Here is a 16425-nt window from a genome sequence, read left to right as displayed (position 1 = left end):
CGTGAAGTCCTTTAGAGGTGTGCGTAGACGTCGTCGAGGGTGATGTCGGAAGCGACCATGAGCACCTGGAGGTGGTAGAGCAGCTGGCTGATCTCCTCCGCCGCGCGGTCCTTGCCCTCGTGCTCGGCAGCCATCCAGACCTCGGCGGCTTCCTCCACGATCTTCTTGCCGATCTCGTGCACGCCGGCGTCCAGCGCGCGCACGGTGCCCGAGCCCTCGGGTCGGCTCACCGCCTTCTCGGCCAGCTCGGCATACAGATCGTCGAAAGTCTTCACGGGCCAAGGGTACGGGGAGCAAGGGTGCCGAGGGTGACCGCGGTCGCCACCGCGGCCATCGCCGCCTCGTGCCCCTTGTCCTCACTGGATCCGGACAGCCCGGCACGGTCGAGTGCCTGGGCGTCGTCATCGCACGTGAGCACCCCGAACCCGACGGGGACCCCGGTGCGGACACTGACCTGCGCCAGCCCGTGCGTGACCCCCGAGCAGACGTAGTCGAAGTGCGGTGTGCCGCCGCGGATCACGACGCCGAGGGCCACGAGTGCGTCGTGTGCGGGCGCGAGACGCGCGCAGGCCACGGTCAGCTCGACCGTGCCCGGCACCCGGACGAGCAGGACGTCCTCGACCCCCGCCTCGGCGAGGGCACGCTGGGCGCCTGCGACCAAGCCGTCCATGACCTCGGTGTGCCACGAGGCCGCCACGATGGCGACTCGCAGGCCTGACCCGTCGGCGGTGAGGGCAGGCGCGCCGTGACCGCTCACGCGCTGGCTCCCTGGTCGCTCGCGTCAACGACGAGGTCGTGCCCCATCCGATCGCGCTTGGTCCGCAGGTACGCACGGTTGGCGGGGTTGGGCGCGATCGAGAGGCGCTCGACGGCCGCGACCTCGATCCCGTATCCCTGCAACGCCGCGACCTTGGCCGGGTTGTTGGTCAGCAACCGGACCGCACCGAGACCGAGCGCGCTGAGGATGGCCGCGCCGGCGGCATACTCCCTGCCGTCGATCGGCAGGTCGAGCTCGAGCTGGGCGTCGACGGTGTCGAGGCCGGCGTCCTGCAGGGCGTAGGCCTGAAGCTTCGAGACGAGCCCCACACCACGGCCCTCGTGTCCACGCAGGTAGACGAGCACACCGCCCTCGGCGGCGATCCGCTCCATGGATCGCTCGAGCTGTGGCCCGCAGTCGCACCTCAGGGAGCCGAAGGCGTCACCGGTGAGGCATTCGGAGTGCAGTCGCACCAGCGGGTTCGGCCCGGTGGCACCGCGCGGGCTGATCAGCGCCACGTGCTCGTCACCGGTGAGCTTGTCGCGGAACCCGATCGCCGAGAAGTCGCCGTGCCGGGTGGGCAGGGTCGTCTCAGCGAGGGTCTCGACGCGGTCGTGCAGCTGCCGCCACGCGATCAGCTGCTCGATGGTGATGACGGGGAGGTTGGTGACCGCCCCGGTCGCCAGCACCTCGGGCAGGCGCATCATCGTGCCGTCGTCGTTGACGAGCTCGCCGATCGCGCCGACGGGCGCGAGCCCAGCGAGCCGGCAGAGGTCGACGGCTGCCTCGGTGTGACCGGGCCGCTCCAGCACCCCGCCAGGCTTGGCACGCAACGGGATCACGTGACCGGGACGCACGAACGACTCGGTCGTCGACGACGGGTCTGCCAGCAGCCGGATGGTCTGCGCCCGATCGGCGGCACTGATGCCCGTGGTCACGCCCGCCGCGGCGTCGATGGTCACGGTGTACGCAGTCCGCAGCGGGTCACGGTTGTCGGCGACCATCAGCGGAAGCCCGAGCCGGTCCGCTGCCTCGCTGGTGATCGGGGCGCAGACGTAGCCACTGGTGTGGCGGATCGTCCAGGCCAGCCACTCGTCCGTCAGGGTCTGGGCGGCGAGGATGACGTCGCCCTCGTTCTCGCGGTCCTCGCTGTCGGTGACCAGCACCGGACGCCCTTCGCGCAGCGCCGCGAGGGCCGCCTCGACGGTGGCCAGACCGATCATGCCGACACCTCACTCAGCTCGGGAGCGGGGTCGCGCTCCTCACGGGAAGCCTTGAGCCAGACGAAGAAGCCGTAGACGACCAAGCCTCCGTAGACGACGAACAGGATGGCTGTCGGGTAGTACCTCGAGTGCCAGAGCAGGGGCACACCGACGAGGTCGACGGCGATCCACGCCAGCCAGAAGTCGTTCCAGCCGCGGGCCATCGCGTAGGTCGCGACCATCGAACCGACGAAGATCCAGGCGTCGCACCAGAAGTACCAGCGTGGCGCCGGCCAGCCGGCTCCGATCACGGAGAAGACCCACTGGAAGACCAGCACGCCCGCGGCGGCCGCGACCAGGTATGCCACCCGCTCCTGGAGCGTGGCCCAGCGCGGCGTGATCGCGGCGGCGGAGAGGTCATGACGTGCCTTGCGCTGCTCGGTCCACCGCCACCACCCGTAGACGCTGGTCAGGATGAAGAAGACCTGCCTGCCGGCCTGGCCGAACAACGGCTGCTGCGCCTGTGCGTCGAAGGTCGCACCGATGAAGACGGTGAACAGGAGCACGTTGCCGACGATGCCGATCGGCCAGGCCCAGACTCGTCGTCGCAACCCGCCGATGGCGGAGGCGAAGCCGAAGGCGTTGCCGACGATCTCGCGCCACGTGATGGGGTGGCCGGCGATCGTCAGGTGCGCCTCGTAGAGCCGACTGAAGATGTTCATGCGGAGGTCTCCTTGGAGGTGAGCAGGCGTTCGACGTACTTGGCGAGGACATCGACCTCGAGGTTGACGGTGTCGCCAACTTCCTTGTGTCCCAACGTGGTGAGGGTGAGGGTGGTGGGGATCAGCGAGACGCTGAACGTCGCGTCGTCGACGGAGGAGACCGTGAGACTGACGCCGTCGACGGTGATCGACCCCTTTTGGACGACGTAGCGGGCCAGGGCGTTCGGCAGGCCGAACTGCACGACCTCCCACCGCTCCCCCGGCGTTCGCGCGAGGATCCGGGTCGTGCCATCGACGTGGCCCTGGACGATGTGGCCGCCGAACCTGCTCGAGGCTGCCATGGCGCGCTCGAGGTTGACGGGGTCGCCGGCGCTGAGGGTGCCGAGGCTGCTGCGGTCGAGGGTCTCGGCCATGACGTCGACGGTGAACTGCTCGGAGTCGTGCTCCACGACGGTCAGGCAGACGCCGTTGACGGCGATGGAGGCGCCGTGCTCGGCGTCGGACGTGACGAGTGGTCCGGCCACCGTCAGTCGGGCCGAGTCGGCACCCGCGTCGAGGGCAACGACCCGGCCGAGCTCCTCGACAATTCCCGTGAACATCAGCGAGCCCCCTTCAGTGATGCCGTGATCCGCACGTCGTCGCCGATCAGGGTGATGTCGGTCGGCTGCAGGCGGAGCGCATGGTCGATCGACGTGATCCCCAGGTCGCTGACCGACGGGCGGCCGCGCCCCAACAGGACGGGCGCGACGTAGGCCACGAGCTCGTCGACCAGGTCGGCCGCCATGAACGCAGCCGCGACGGTGGGACCCCCCTCGAGCCAGAGGTGGTGCACCTCGGCCTCGGCGAGCGCCGACAGGACGTCCTTGGGGTCGCGCGTCCGCAGCTGCCAGGTGGGAGCCGCGTCGTCGAGCACACGGGCGTCCGGCGGGAGGTCACGCTCGCCCATGACCACCCGGATCGGCTGCTCGGGGTAGAGCGAGCCGTCGAGACGTCGCGCGGTCAACTGTGGGTTGTCGAGCAGCGCCGTGCCGGTCCCCACGAGGATCGCCCCACTGCGGGAGCGCTGCTCGTGGACGTCGGCCCGGGCGGCCTCGCCGGTGATCCACTGGCTGGTCCCGTCAGCCGCCGCACTGCGACCGTCGAGCGTGGTCGCGAGCTTCCAGGTCACCCACGGGCGCCCGGTGGTGACCAGATGGGTCCACGTCGCGTTCAGGGCCTGTGCCTCGTCGGCCAGCAGGCCGCCTTCGACCTTGACACCCCTCCTGCGCAGCCACTTGGCCCCACCCGCGGCGGCCGGGTTGGGGTCGGTCTGGGCATAGACCACCCGAGCCACGCCCGCGGCATGCAGGGCCGCCGCGCAGGGTTGGGTCCGCCCGCTGTGGTTGCACGGCTCCAGGGTGACGTAGGCCGTGCACCCCGCCGCGCGGTCCCCCGCGGCGCTCAGGGCGTCGGCCTCGGCGTGGGGCGTCCCCGCGCCGCGGTGCCAGCCGGCGGCCACGACGTCGCCGGCGGCGTCCGCGAGGACGCACCCGACGCGTGGGTTGGGGTTGGCCCGGGGGCCATGGGCAGCCAGCCCCAGGGCACGACGCATCATCGCCGTGTCTGTCGCGGAGTGCTCTGCCACTGTCCTGCCCTTGCTCGAAACCGTGTCGGCTGAGCTCCGGGGGTGTGCAGGCGGGCCTGCTGGCGAGGGTCGGAACGCAGGGTCGGCAACTGCCGCACTGCGAACCCACTGGTCCCGCTGTCGCGTGCTGCCTACCATCCGGACTTTCACCGTCGGTCTGGGAGTTCCACCCAGTCAACCGGCCGCTGGCTGCGGTCGGGTCGCGGACTGTCACCGCCGGTTCGGAATTACACCGACCCCGGAGCACGTCACTGTCCAGTATGCCTCAGCACGGGTGGGTGCGCGCCGTCCCGTCCGCGTGACGGTCCTCACGAAGGGGGCAGCCAGGAGAACACTTGCCAGCTCTGCCTGAGCCTCTACCACTTACCTCTGACATGGGTAGGGCCGCGAAATGGATTGCGCCACAACAGAATTGGTTGTGGATGGTCTTGTCGTTGCCATTCGAACAGGTGTACGATTGAGCCATGTCGGTCAGCGCTATCGCCACGCAGCGGGAGGAGGTCCAGCAGGACCTCTGGACCCGCACGGCAATGGTGGCTGGGCGGCTCAACCGGGCCCACGCCGAGCTGGTCGACATCGTCGCGAAGCTGATTGAGGGTGGGCACTGGGGCGACGGCGGTTTCCGCTCCCCCGAGCACTACCTGATCGTCCGAGCCGGCCTGTCCCCCGCGCACGCCCGCGACGTCGTCGCGGTGGCCCGACGCCGCGCGGAGCTGCCGGATGCAGCCGCGGCGGTGAGCGCTGGTGAGCTGTCGCTCGATGCGGCTGCCGTCGTGGCTCACCACGTGCCCGCCAGCCACCAGGCGTCGATGACCCACCTGGCTCGGCACGCCACGGTGCCGCAGCTGCGCCGCGCCGTGAGCCGACACGCGTTCCGCGACCCTGCGACCGAGGTGGAGTCCGCGTCCCCCGGGGTGTCTGCGGATCCTGTCGCGCTCGACCATCCGAGCGGCCCGCAAGGCGAGTCTGAGCGTCGTGCGTGTGCCAAGCCAGAGCTGTCCATGCACTACGACCGAGATGGCCGGTTCCAGCTCCGCTACAGCGCGCCCGCGACGATCGGGGCGCTCGTCGAACAGGCCGTCAAGGAGGCCAAGGACGCCTTGTTCCTCCAGCAGCGGGACGGCGACCCGCCTGCAGCCCCTCAACCCACCTACGCGGATGGCCTCGCGGAGGTCGCGCAGCGGTCCTTGGCCGGCGTTGCCTCCACGAGCCGCGCCAGCCACTACAGGGTCTACCTCCACCTGGACACGGACGGCGCCTGGATCAACGGCGGGGGCGCCATCCCGACGCGGCTCGTCAAGCGGTTCCTCACGGACGGCGCGCTCCAGCCAGTGTGGGAGACGCAGGGGCGACCGATCAGCGTCGGCCGCACGATGCGCATCCTCCCCCGGCGCTCACGCAGGCTGATCGAGGACCGCGACCGCGGATGCCGGTTTCCAGGATGCACCGCAACCCGGTTCGTCGAGATCCACCACCTCGACGACTGGGCCCACGGTGGCGCCACAGACGACGACAACCAGATCAGCCTCTGTCCGTTCCACCACGACGCCATCGATCGCGGGGACTTCAGCGTCACAGGAGACCCGACTCGCCACGATGGGCTCGTCGTAGTGAATCGCTACGGGCCACAGTTGCGACCGCCAGGGCCTGACGAGCTCGCCCCACCGGACGAGGGTTCGCGCGAGTGCGACGACAGGGTCACGACCTACCGACCACCGTCGGGGGAACGAGCTCGCTGGGCTGAGATCGAGATTCCCTCCGATCGCGAGCTCGAGGACACCTTCACGCCGCGACTGCGTGTTGTCTCAGGCGCAGCCGAGAGGTCCCCCGCCGGGCCAGCAGTGATCGAGCGCGACCCCTTCGACGCGATCCGCCGCTGGGACGAGTCCGGCTGACGGCCCCAGGACACGGCCGGGACCGACGAGTATGCCGGTCTGCTCAGTGGGCGTGCGTCGCCGCCAGGGCGCGCAGCTCGTCCACCGCGGCAGCTGCGTCCTCGGCGCCGTAGACGGCCGATCCCGCGACGAACACGTCGGCACCTGCCTCGGCACACTGCTCGATGGTCTTGGCCGACACTCCCCCGTCGACCTGCACCCAGACCTCGCCACCGAGGCGCCGCACCGCCTCGCGCACCTGGGCCACCTTCGGCATCTGGTCGGCCATGAACGACTGCCCGCCGAAACCGGGCTCCACCGTCATGACGAGCACCATGTCCAGGTCGGGCAGGAGGTCCTCGTAGGGCGCGAAGGGGGTGCCCGGCTTGATGGCCATGCCCGCCCTGACATCCAGGGCGCGGAGGTTCTTCGCCAGGGCGCGCGGGTCGCGAGCGGCCTCGATGTGGAACGTGACGGACGCGCCGCCCGCCTCGGCATACATGGGGGCCCAGCGGTCGGGGTCGTCGATCATCAGGTGGCAGTCCAGCGGGATCGGGCTCACCTTCGCGAGGGCCTCGACGACAGGGAGCCCCAGGGTGAGGTTCGGCACGAAGTGGCCGTCCATCACGTCGACGTGCGCCCAGTCGGCGTTGGCGATGCGGCCCAGTTCGCTCTCGAGGTTCGCGAAGTCGGCGGAAAGGATGCTCGGCGAGATCTGCACGGCCGACACTGTATCCGCCCGCGAACGCGGCGACGGGGCGGGCGTCGTCGGGGGCGGCGGAGGTGGGGGACGCGGATGCGACCTACTGGCCGAACGCGTCTGCCAGCAGCGCCAACGTCGCCTCGCGAGCCGGTGCGAGGGCCGCGGGGGTGCCGCTCATGGCTCCGGCGACAGGGTGGACCATCACCTCGTCGACGTCGTACTCGGCAGCGAGGGCGGTGAGCTGCTCGGCGACGACGTCGGGAGTGCCGACGACCCAACGCCCACGCATCTCGGTGGCGAGATCGCGGTGCCCGTCCGCGATCCCGGCCTCCTCCGCCTGTTCGACGAGCAGTTGCGGGGCAAGTCGACCGCCGGTCCGCAGCGCCACCATCGACGCCAGGTTCGGCAGCGTGAGTCGCTCGGCCTCGACCTGGCTGGGCGCCACCACGACGTTGACCGTGAGGAAGGTGCGTGGCTCCGGATGCGCGGCGGAGGGCCTGAAGCCCCCGCGGTAGAGGTCGAGGGCTGCTGCCGTGCCGCGCCCCGAGAAGTGGTGGGCGAAGACGTACGGCAGGCCGCGCTCCGCCGCCAGGCGCGCCGAGTAGTCGGAAGACCCGAGCAGCCAGACGTCGGGTGCCGAGGCGGCCCGGGGAGTGGCGTGCAAGGGGTGGACGTCGCCGCCGACCCTGATGCCGACGCCCTCGGGGGACATCAGGGCCATGACGTCGTCGACGTACTGAGGGAACCGCTGGACCGCGTCCTGGTCGACCCCGCCTGCGCCGTGTCGCAAGGCGTAGCTGGTCACCGGGTCGGTGCCGGGGGCACGTCCGATCCCGAGGTCGATGCGCCCCGGGTGCGCTGCTTCCAGCAGGGCGAACTGCTCGGCCACGACCAGTGGTGCGTGGTTGGGCAGCATGACGCCGCCCGAGCCGACGCGAATCCGCTCCGTGGCGGCGGCCACCATCGCGATGAGGACCGGCGGGTTCGTCGCCGCCACCGCGGGCATGTTGTGGTGCTCGGCCAGCCAGTAGCGGCGGTAGCCGTGGCTGTCCGCAACCCGCGCCAGCGACCGGGTCGCGGCCAGCGCGTCCCCCGTGGTCTGGTCGCTGCGGACGGGGACGAGGTCGAGGACGGACAGCGCAGGTGTGCTCACCTGTGGGCCAACCGGCTGCCACCGTGCGCTATTCCGGTGGGGTCAGCGGACCATCCTGATCTCGGGGAGGTCGGGGAAGCGGTCGTCGACGAACGTCGCACCGTCCGGCGCGAAGCCGTTCCGGACGTAGAAGGCGCGCGCTCGCGGGTTGTCGCGGAAGACCCAGAGCTCCGCGGGATCCTGCCGCTCGAGCACCGCGTCGAGGAGCCGCTGGCCCAAACCGGTGCCGTGTCGCGAAGCCTTGACATAGAGCGCCCACAGCTCCGCCGGACGGACGTGGTCGGGTCGCCCGGCCGGGTCTCGGGAGGGCCCGGCTGCGACCAGCCCGCAGATCGCCTCGCCCTTGGCGTGTTGCTCGACCGCCACGAGGCGTCTGGTGCCGGTCGGCGTCGGGGCAGCCAAGAGGCCGCGCCAGCGTTCGACGGCGGCGTCGACGGTCCACGTGGAGAAGTAGTCCTCCGGCAGAACGGCGGCATAGGTGTCGACCCATGCCTGGTGGTGCATGGCCCCCACACCCGGCGCGTCCTCGACGAGCATCGGGCGCAGCGTCACCGGCACATGGGCGACCGTGGCTCTGCCGCCGCGGTCCGCGGGACCGGTCACCCGGCTCACCCCTTCTTGCGCAACAGCGCCAGGAACATGCCGTCCGTGCCGTGCAGGTGTGGCCACAGCTGCACCGTGGCACCCGTGCCTGGGATGTCCACGACGGCGCCGTCGCTGTCGCGGACGAAGTCACGCGTGTCGAGCAGCTCGACATCCGACCGGCGCTTGGTCACGTCTCCCACGACGAACGACGTCTCGGCCAGGTGGGGGCTGCACGTGGCGTACGCGATGACTCCCCCGGGCGCCGTCGCGTCGATGGCGGAGGCAAGCAGCTCGCGCTGGAGCTTGCCGAGGTCGGCGAGGTCGGCCGTGGTGCGCCGCCACCGCGCCTCGGGGCGTCGACGCAGGGCACCCAGACCGGTGCACGGAGCGTCGACCAGCACGCGGTCGTAGTGGTCCGGCTCGTCCTCGCCGATCGTCCGACCATCTCCCGTCCGCACCGTGACGGTGCGGCCCGCCTCCGTCGCGCGCGCGATCGCGGGACGCAGCGTCTGGCGCACCAGCTCGGTGCGGTGCTCGCTGACCTCGTTGGCGGTGAGGTCGGCGCCCGCCTCGATGGCCAGACCCGCGAGCAGCCCCGCCTTGCCCCCGGGGCCGGCGCACAGGTCGAGCCACTGCTCGGTCCCCTCGGTCTCGACGGGCACCGCCGCCAGTGCCAGGGCGACGAGCTGCGAACCTTCGTCCTGGACCGCTGCACGCCCCTCACGCACCGCGGGTATGCCGCCCGGGTCACCTCCGTCGAGGACCGCACCGCAGGGTGAGAGCCGCGAGGCAGAGGCGCCGGCGCCCACGAGCTCGGCCACGGTGGCCAGTCCCGGTCGGGCCACGAGAGACACCTTCGCGGCAGCGTTGTCCGCCGTCACCAAGGCGGTCAGCTCCGCGTCCACGGTGTCGGCGGTCGCGGCGCCATGACCGAGCAGGGCGGCACGCAGCGCCTTGACGATCCACTCCGGATGCGACTGCTCGACGGCCAACCGGGCAGTCAGGTCGTCGGCCGGCACCACCTCCGCGAGCCAGGCCTCGAGGTCACGTTCGCTGATCCTGCGCATGACTGCGTTGACGAAACCTGCCGCTCCGGCGCCGTTGACCTTGCGCGCCAGCGCCACCGTCTCGTCGACCGCCGCGTGGGTCGGCACCCGCATGCCCAGCAGCTGGTGGGCGCCGAGCCGGAGGGTGTCCAGGACATTGGGGTCGATCTTGGTCACGGGTCGTCCTGCCGCAACGCTGATGATGGGGTCGTAGAGCCCGTGCATCCGCACCGCGCCATAGACGAGCTCGGTCGTGAACGCGGCATCCCGGCCGTTGATCCCCCTGTCGCGCAACACCTTCGGGAGCTCGAGGTTGGCGTAGGCGCCCTCGGCGACGGCTCGCAGGACTGTGTAGGCCGCGAGGCGTTGGGGGTCGCTGCTGCGGTTGCGCTCGCTGGGCCGCTGCGCCGATCGCTGGCTGTCGCCGTGCGTCCGCTCGGGGCGTTGACGACCCTTCGCGTTGCGGCGACCACCATCGTCGTCCCGACGAGGTCCGCGTGGTGCTTGGTCACTCATGGTCGAACCGTTCTCCTGCGTCGATGCGGACCCCTCGCGCCCAGTCGGCCGCGGCCATCTGCTTCTTGCCGTGCGGTCGCACCTCACCGAGGCAGACCGGCCCGCTGGCGGTGCCCACGTGGACCTCGCGCTTCCCGGCGGCGACTTCTCCCGGGGCAAGCTGTGGCCCGACATGACCCTCGTCGGGGTGGACGGGCAGCAGCCTGACCCGTTCGCCACGGAAGGTGGACCACGCGCCCGGCGCGGGGGTGCACCCACGCACCTGGCGATCCACCGCGACGGCCGGTCGGTCCCAGCGCACCCGTGCGTCCTCGACCTCGATCTTGGGCGCGAGCGAGACCCCGTCGACCGCCTGCGGCACGGGAGTCAGGGCACCGTCGGCGATGCCGTCCAACGTCGCGACGAGCAGGCCCGCACCCCCCTCCGCAAGCCTGCCGAGCAGGTCCCCGGCGGTGTCACGCGGGCGGATCCGCTCCGTCATCAGCCCGAAGACCGGCCCGGTGTCGAGGCCGGTCTCGATGAGGAAGGTCGAGGCCCCGGTCACCTCGTCGCCGGCCATCACGGCGTGCTGCACTGGTGCGGCCCCCCGCCACGCGGGCAGCAGGGAGAAGTGCAGGTTGACCCAGCCGTGCAGCGGGATCTCCAGGGCCGCTTGCGGGATCAGGGCGCCGTAGGCCACCACCGGGCACGCATCCGGCGCCAGTGCGCGCAGTCGCTCGAGGAAGTCTGGGTCGCGCGGACGGTGCGGGGTCAGCACCTCGATGCCGAGCTCCTCGGCTCGCTGGCGCACCGGCGACCTCACCACACCTCGGCCGCGGCCGGCTCGGGCGTCGGGCCGGGTCACCACGGCGACGACCTCGTGGGGGGAGGCGATCAGGGCGTCGAGCGACGGCACCGCGGGCTCGGGCGTGCCGGCGAAGACCAGCCGCATCACATCCCCCGGCCGAAGGTGGCATGCGGACTGACCTTGACGACGGGGGTGTCGCCACCGGCCCACTCCGCCTCACGGATCGCCTTCATGGCCGCCTTGCGCTGCTCGCGGTCCATCCGGTCGATGAACAGGATCCCGTCGAGGTGGTCGGTCTCGTGCTGCAGACACCGAGCCAGCAGCTCAGAGCCGTCGATCACCACGGGCTCACCGAACTGGTTGAAGCCCTTGGCGACGGTCCGCAGCGCCCGCGGTGTCTCGAACCTCAGGCCGGGGAACGACAGGCAGCCCTCTTCGCCCTCCTGGAGCTCGCTCGAGAGGTCGAGGTCAGGGTTGACCAGGTGGCCCAGCTCGCCGTCGACCCAGTACGTGAACACGCGCAGCCCCACCCCGATCTGGGGTGCGGCGAGTCCCGCTCCGGGGGCGTCGATCATCGTCTCGGTCAGGTCCTTGACCAGCTGACGCAGCTCGCGGTCGAAGTCGACGACGGGCTCGGCCGGCGTGCGCAGGACGGGGTCACCGAAGAGGCGGATGTTCTGGATCGACAACGCTGTTCCTGTGGTTGGACGAGCATGGCTGGGCGGGCGAAAAGGGGCTGTCAGTGTATGCCGCGTCCGCAGGGCCGTTGGAACGCGGATCAGGTGGCGGGGTCGCGCGGGTCCATCCGGACCTGGATGCTGGCCTTCTCCTTGCGGGCGCTGCGCACCGCCTTCATCGCCACCAGAGCTGCGGCCAGGGCGGGGCGCTGCTCGAGCGGGGCTCGCAGCAGGATCCGCACCGCGTCGTCAGCCACCGGCAGCGGACCGAGCTGGTCCACCTCGGCCGGCAGGTGAGCAAGCCGCAGGGCGGCCTCGAGAGCGCGACGGTCCCCGGTCAGGGCCGCCATCGCCACCGTGGGGGGCAGGGAGAGCTCCTGGCGTTCGGCGAGCTCACGGGCTGCGAACCAGGCGGGGTCCCAACGCACCAGGGCCTCGACGACGGGCAGCGTCGTGTGGGTGGGTGCCCCACAGAGCACGACCTGGCCTCCTGCCGCCGCACCGCGTGTGAGGGCACCAGCGGCCACCCAGCGACGCAACGCCTCCTCCCCCGCGTCCAGGGTGGGGCGGTCGAGACTGGCCCACGCGTCGAGGAGCAGGCACGCGGCATACCCCCCCTCGGCCACGGGTTCGGCACCCGGTGTGGCGATGACGAGGGCAGGGACCGCAGCGACGCGGTCGAGCACGGCACCGGCTCCAGAGGTGTGCACGGGCACGCCGGGGAAGGCTCTGCCCAGCTCCTCGGCCGTCCGCCGTGCTCCGACCACCGACGAGCGCAGCTCGCGGCCGCCGCAGTGCCGACACTCGAACCGTCCCACTCCTCGCCCACACCAGCGGCAGGCCGGCTCGGCCTGCCTGGAGCGCAGGGCGACGGGGCCGGCGCAGTGGGCGCAACGGACGGCAGTGCGACAGGTCTGGCAGGACAGCGAGGGGACGTAGCCGCGGCGGGGCACCTGCACGAGGACCGGGCCGGACTCGAGGGCAGCCTTGGCGGTTCGCCAGGCGATGGAAGGCAGGTGTGCCGAAGCCGCCGCGGCGTCCCGCTCGATCTCGACGCCTTCGCCGGCCACCTGCACGCGGGGGGCAGCTCCGCGGAGGCCACCTCCCGTGATGGTCCGCAGCTCGCCGGTGTCGACGAGTCGCTGGACGGCCACGGTGCGCGTGAACCCTCCCGAGAGGACCGCGGCTCCCTCGACGTCGGCGCGCGTGAGGAGCACGTCACGGACGTGGGGGTAGGGCGACCTGGGCTCGTCCAACAGGTCGTCGCCGTCGTCCCACCACGCGACGAGCCCGAGGTCGCGCACCGGCGCGAAGGCGGCGGCCCGGGTGCCCACGACCACGGACACGTGCCCACGCAGCACCTTGAGCCACGCGGTGTAGCGCGCCTGTGGTCCCTGGTCGGCCGTCAGCCGCACGTGTCGCCCCGGGCCGAGCGCCTGGGTGAGGGCGGCGTCCACGCGCCCGACATCGCGGTGGTCCGGCACCACGAGGACACTTCCCCGCCCGCCCGCCAGCGTCGCCGCCGCAGCGGCCGCCAGGGCGGACGGCCAGTCCTGCGTCGGGTCGGTGGTGGGCACTGCCAGCCACGACGCCGCCGGCGACTCCCCCGCGGCCAGCCGCGACAGGTATGCCGGCCCCGCGGCATACCTGCCCCACGCGCCTCCCGGACCGCTCACGTGGGGAAGGGGGTCAGGGGTGGGGGGCTCCAGCGCAAGGGCCTTCTCGGCTGCTGCGTGCCGTGGGGGCACCGCGAGCCGGAGCACGTCACCGAGCGAGCCCGCACAGCGTGTCGCGACGGCAGTGGCGACTCGGAGCTGGGTGGGGCGTAGCACGGGCTCCGGCGACACGACGCGCCGGATGGGCGCGAGCCGGCCCTCGTGCTCGGCGGCAGCCGCCCGCGCGACGACGAAACCGTCGAGGTCCTGACCGGCGAAGCGCACCTTGACGCGGGTGCCGGGCAGTGCCGTGTCGGCCATCGCCTCGGGCACGAGGTACTCGAAGGGCCGGTCGAGGTGGGCCAGACCCGTGTCGACGACGACCGAAGCCACCGGGTCGGTGGACGCGGTGGCTTCGGTGCGAGGCGTGCGGGTCCGTGGCAGCGCGGAGCGGATCAGCTCCAGCTGCTCGGTCTCGCCCTCCTGTCCGCTCACGGGAGCGAACCTAGCGGAGGGTGCCGTCAGTCCTTGACGGCCTTCTGCAGGGCGTCGATGCGGTCGGTGCGCTCCCACGTGAAGGGGTTCTCCACGTGCCCTGCCTGCGTGCGGCCGAAGTGGCCGTAGGCAGCCGTCGGCTTGTAGATCGGGCGCAGCAGGTCGAGGTCCTGGACGATCGCGGCCGGGCGCAGGTCGAAGACCTTGGAGATCGCGGCCTGGATCGTGTCGACCGGCACGCTCTCGGTGCCGAACGTCTCGACGTAGAGGCCGACAGGCTGGGCCTTGCCGATGGCGTAGGCGACCTGAACCTCGCAGCGACGGGCCAGCCCTGCGGCGACGACGTTCTTGGCGACCCAGCGCATGGCGTAGGCGGCTGAGCGGTCGACCTTCGACGGGTCCTTGCCGGAGAACGCGCCGCCACCGTGGCGGGACATGCCGCCATAGGTGTCGACGATGATCTTGCGACCGGTGAGGCCGGCGTCACCCATCGGGCCGCCGATGACGAAGTTGCCGGTCGGGTTGATCAAGGTGCGGTAGTCGGAGAGGTCGAGCTCGGTGCCCTCGTCGGCCAGCTCGGCCAGGACGGGCTTGATGACGTGCTCGATGATGTCGGGCTGGAGCAGTCCGTCGAGCGAGATGTCCTCGGCGTGCTGCGTGGACAGGACGACGGTGTCGAGCCGGACGGCCTTGTCGCCGTCGTACCCAATGGTGACCTGGGTCTTGCCGTCCGGGCGCAGGTAGGCGACCTCGCCGCTCTTGCGCACGGTGGTGAGGCGCTCGGCCAGCCGGTGCGCGAGGTGGATGGGCAGCGGCATCAGCTCGGCGGTGTCCTCGCAGGCGTAGCCGAACATCAGGCCCTGGTCGCCCGCGCCCTGCTTGTCGAGGGGGTCGACGCCACCGGTGCGGTTCTCGTACGCCGTGTCGACGCCCTGGGCGATGTCGGGGCTCTGCTGGCCGATCGAGACCTCGACACCGCAGGAAGCGCCGTCGAAACCCTTGGTGGAGGAGTCGTAGCCGATGCCGAGCACCGTGTCGCGCACGATCTTGGGGATCTCGACGTAGGCCTCGGTGGTGACCTCGCCGGCGACGTGGACCAGCCCGGTGGTCACCATCGTCTCGACCGCGACTCGGCTGCCCGGGTCCTGGTCGAGCATGGCGTCGAGGATCGCGTCGGAGATCTGGTCACAGATCTTGTCCGGGTGGCCCTCGGTGACGGACTCGGACGTGAACAGGCGAGCGGACACTCATTTCTCCTTTGGAGCAGCGAATGCTGACGATGCTGGGCGCGGCGGCAACTGGCCGCGCGACCCCGAGAGTCTACCTAGGTCAGAGGATCTCCTGGACGGCGTCCCACACTACGGCGGCGACCAGCTCCTTGGAGGCCGGTCCCGCCTCGGTGACGTGGCTGGAGCCTTGCCTCAGGATGTGGACGGTGTTGTCGTCCTGGCCGAAGGTCTTGTCGGCGCCCACCTCGTTCACGACGAGCAGGTCGCACCCCTTGCGGGCCAGCTTGTCGCGGCCGTGCTCGAGGACCCCGGCCTGGTCGTCGCCGGTCTCGGCGGCGAACCCGACGATGACAGGGCTGGCCTCCTCGCCTCGCGACTCCACCAGACCGGCGAGGATGTCGGGGTTGCGAACCAGCTCGATGGTCGGCGCCGACTCCGGCTCGGGAGCGCCCGGCGCACCGAACGTCTTCTTGATCTTGGCGTCCACGTAGTGCGCCGGTCGGAAGTCGGCCACCGCTGCGGCCATCACCACGACGTCGGCGTCCTTGGCAGCCACCTCCACCGCCGCCTGGAGCTCGAGCGCGGTGGACACCGGCACGATGGTCACTCCCGACGGTGCCGGCAAGGACGTGTTCGCGGCGAGCAGGGTCACCGTGGCTCCGCGGCGGGCCGCCACGGCGGCGAGGGCGTAGCCCTGCTTGCCCGAGCTGCGGTTCCCGAGGAACCGCACCGGGTCGATCGGCTCTCGCGTGCCTCCGGCCGTGATGACGACCCTGCGACCGGCGAGCTCGGAGGTCGTAGCGGGAGTCCCACGATGGGTGTGGGGTTCGGGGTGGGCGAGGATCCGCTCGCACACGGCATACAAGGTCTCGGGTTCGGGGAGGCGGCCCGGGCCCGTGTCGGCGCCGGTGAGGCGCCCCGACGCGGGCGGGATGATGTGTATGCCGCGTTCGGCCAAGGTGGAGACGTTGGCCTGGGTGGCTGCGTGGTCCCACATCTCGGTGTGCATCGCCGGCGCCATGACCACGGGACAGCGCGCGGTCAGCAGGACGTTCGTGAGCAGGTCGCCGGCCAGACCGTGCGCGGCCTTCGCGAGCAGGTCGGCGGTGGCGGGCGCGACGACGACCAGGTCGGCCGTCTGCCCCAGGCGGACGTGGGGCACCTCGTGCACCGAGTCCCACACCCCGGTGTGCACGGGTTTGCCCGACAGGGCCTCCCACGTGGGGGCTCCGACGAACTGCAGGGCCGACTCGGTCGGCACGACGGTGACGTCGTGCCCCGCCTCCGTGAACAGGCGCAGCAGCGAGCAGGCCTTGTAGGCCGCTATCCCGCCGCTGACCCCCAGGACGATGCGCGCCATGGCGCCCCTGTCCCCTGCTCTCGTCCGGCCCGCGTCCGGG

Annotated in this window: 16 protein-coding genes and 1 riboswitch; of the genes, 1 reads left to right on the top strand and 15 read right to left on the bottom strand. The window is 71.5% G+C overall.

All coding sequences use genetic code 11. The features are described from left to right. Positions 1–11: 11 nt before the first annotated feature. From AC1DWR_RS15050 to ribD, 6 genes are read right to left on the bottom strand one after another with little or no spacing between them, the layout of a single operon-like run. Positions 12–275 carry a phosphoribosyl-ATP diphosphatase gene (locus AC1DWR_RS15050; protein WP_477612731.1) on the bottom strand — a complete coding sequence of 88 codons (264 nt, stop codon included), beginning with the start codon at positions 273–275 and terminating at the stop codon, positions 12–14. After that, positions 272–757 carry a 6,7-dimethyl-8-ribityllumazine synthase gene (gene ribH / locus AC1DWR_RS15045; RefSeq protein ID WP_477612730.1) on the bottom strand — a complete coding sequence of 162 codons (486 nt, stop codon included), beginning with the start codon at positions 755–757 and terminating at the stop codon, positions 272–274. The genes AC1DWR_RS15050 and ribH overlap by 4 nt, the downstream gene beginning before the upstream one ends. Then, a complete protein-coding gene (locus AC1DWR_RS15040; RefSeq protein ID WP_477612729.1) occupies positions 754–1980 on the bottom strand; it encodes a bifunctional 3,4-dihydroxy-2-butanone-4-phosphate synthase/GTP cyclohydrolase II in 1227 nt (408 codons plus the stop codon). The genes ribH and AC1DWR_RS15040 overlap by 4 nt, the downstream gene beginning before the upstream one ends. Next, complete coding sequence (locus tag AC1DWR_RS15035; RefSeq protein WP_477612728.1) at positions 1977–2681, bottom strand: nicotinamide mononucleotide transporter family protein; 705 nt, start codon at positions 2679–2681, stop codon at positions 1977–1979. Before AC1DWR_RS15035 ends, AC1DWR_RS15040 begins: the two co-directional genes overlap by 4 nt. Beyond that, positions 2678–3280 carry a riboflavin synthase gene (locus AC1DWR_RS15030; RefSeq protein WP_477612727.1) on the bottom strand — a complete coding sequence of 201 codons (603 nt, stop codon included), beginning with the start codon at positions 3278–3280 and terminating at the stop codon, positions 2678–2680. The genes AC1DWR_RS15035 and AC1DWR_RS15030 overlap by 4 nt, the downstream gene beginning before the upstream one ends. After that, positions 3280–4305 carry a bifunctional diaminohydroxyphosphoribosylaminopyrimidine deaminase/5-amino-6-(5-phosphoribosylamino)uracil reductase RibD gene (gene ribD / locus AC1DWR_RS15025; RefSeq protein WP_477612726.1) on the bottom strand — a complete coding sequence of 342 codons (1026 nt, stop codon included), beginning with the start codon at positions 4303–4305 and terminating at the stop codon, positions 3280–3282. The genes AC1DWR_RS15030 and ribD overlap by 1 nt, the downstream gene beginning before the upstream one ends. Positions 4306–4426: 121 nt before the next feature. Then, positions 4427–4555: riboswitch (FMN riboswitch) on the bottom strand. Between the two features lie 214 nt (positions 4556–4769). On the opposite strand from ribD, the gene AC1DWR_RS15020 reads away from it, so the two are divergent. Next, entirely contained in the window at positions 4770–6200 is a 1431-nt protein-coding gene (locus AC1DWR_RS15020; RefSeq protein ID WP_477624726.1) for an HNH endonuclease signature motif containing protein, read from the top strand. 43 nt (positions 6201–6243) lie between these two features. On the opposite strand, the gene rpe is transcribed toward AC1DWR_RS15020, so the two are convergent. From rpe to coaBC, 9 genes are all read right to left on the bottom strand, one after another. Further along, the gene (gene rpe / locus AC1DWR_RS15015; RefSeq protein WP_477612724.1) at positions 6244–6900 is read right to left on the bottom strand and encodes a ribulose-phosphate 3-epimerase; all 657 of its coding nucleotides are present in this window, start codon (positions 6898–6900) and stop codon (positions 6244–6246) included. 82 nt (positions 6901–6982) lie between these two features. Further along, the gene (locus AC1DWR_RS15010; RefSeq protein ID WP_477612723.1) at positions 6983–8035 is read right to left on the bottom strand and encodes an LLM class flavin-dependent oxidoreductase; all 1053 of its coding nucleotides are present in this window, start codon (positions 8033–8035) and stop codon (positions 6983–6985) included. A gap of 42 nt (positions 8036–8077) precedes the next feature. Beyond that, complete coding sequence (locus AC1DWR_RS15005) at positions 8078–8638, bottom strand: N-acetyltransferase family protein (RefSeq protein WP_477612722.1); 561 nt, start codon at positions 8636–8638, stop codon at positions 8078–8080. Between the two features lie 5 nt (positions 8639–8643). Next, positions 8644–10182, bottom strand: a complete 1539-nt coding sequence (locus AC1DWR_RS15000) for an RsmB/NOP family class I SAM-dependent RNA methyltransferase (RefSeq protein ID WP_477612721.1) — start codon at positions 10180–10182, stop codon at positions 8644–8646. Continuing rightward, on the bottom strand, positions 10175–11113 hold the full coding sequence (gene fmt, locus AC1DWR_RS14995) for a methionyl-tRNA formyltransferase (RefSeq protein WP_477612720.1): 939 nt from the start codon (positions 11111–11113) through the stop codon (positions 10175–10177). The genes AC1DWR_RS15000 and fmt overlap by 8 nt, the downstream gene beginning before the upstream one ends. Then, a complete protein-coding gene (gene def / locus AC1DWR_RS14990) occupies positions 11113–11658 on the bottom strand; it encodes a peptide deformylase (protein WP_477612719.1) in 546 nt (181 codons plus the stop codon). Before def ends, fmt begins: the two co-directional genes overlap by 1 nt. Positions 11659–11747: 89 nt before the next feature. Further along, on the bottom strand, positions 11748–13796 hold the full coding sequence (locus AC1DWR_RS14985; protein ID WP_477612718.1) for a primosomal protein N': 2049 nt from the start codon (positions 13794–13796) through the stop codon (positions 11748–11750). Between the two features lie 26 nt (positions 13797–13822). After that, entirely contained in the window at positions 13823–15043 is a 1221-nt protein-coding gene (metK, locus tag AC1DWR_RS14980) for a methionine adenosyltransferase (RefSeq protein ID WP_477612717.1), read from the bottom strand. 82 nt (positions 15044–15125) lie between these two features. After that, positions 15126–16385, bottom strand: coding sequence for a bifunctional phosphopantothenoylcysteine decarboxylase/phosphopantothenate--cysteine ligase CoaBC (gene coaBC / locus AC1DWR_RS14975; RefSeq protein ID WP_477612716.1), 1260 nt, complete (start codon positions 16383–16385; stop codon positions 15126–15128). Positions 16386–16425 lie beyond the last annotated feature (40 nt).

This window comes from Pedococcus sp. P2_E2 (assembly GCF_056403955.1).
This window is presented reverse-complemented; position numbering and strand designations above follow the sequence as displayed.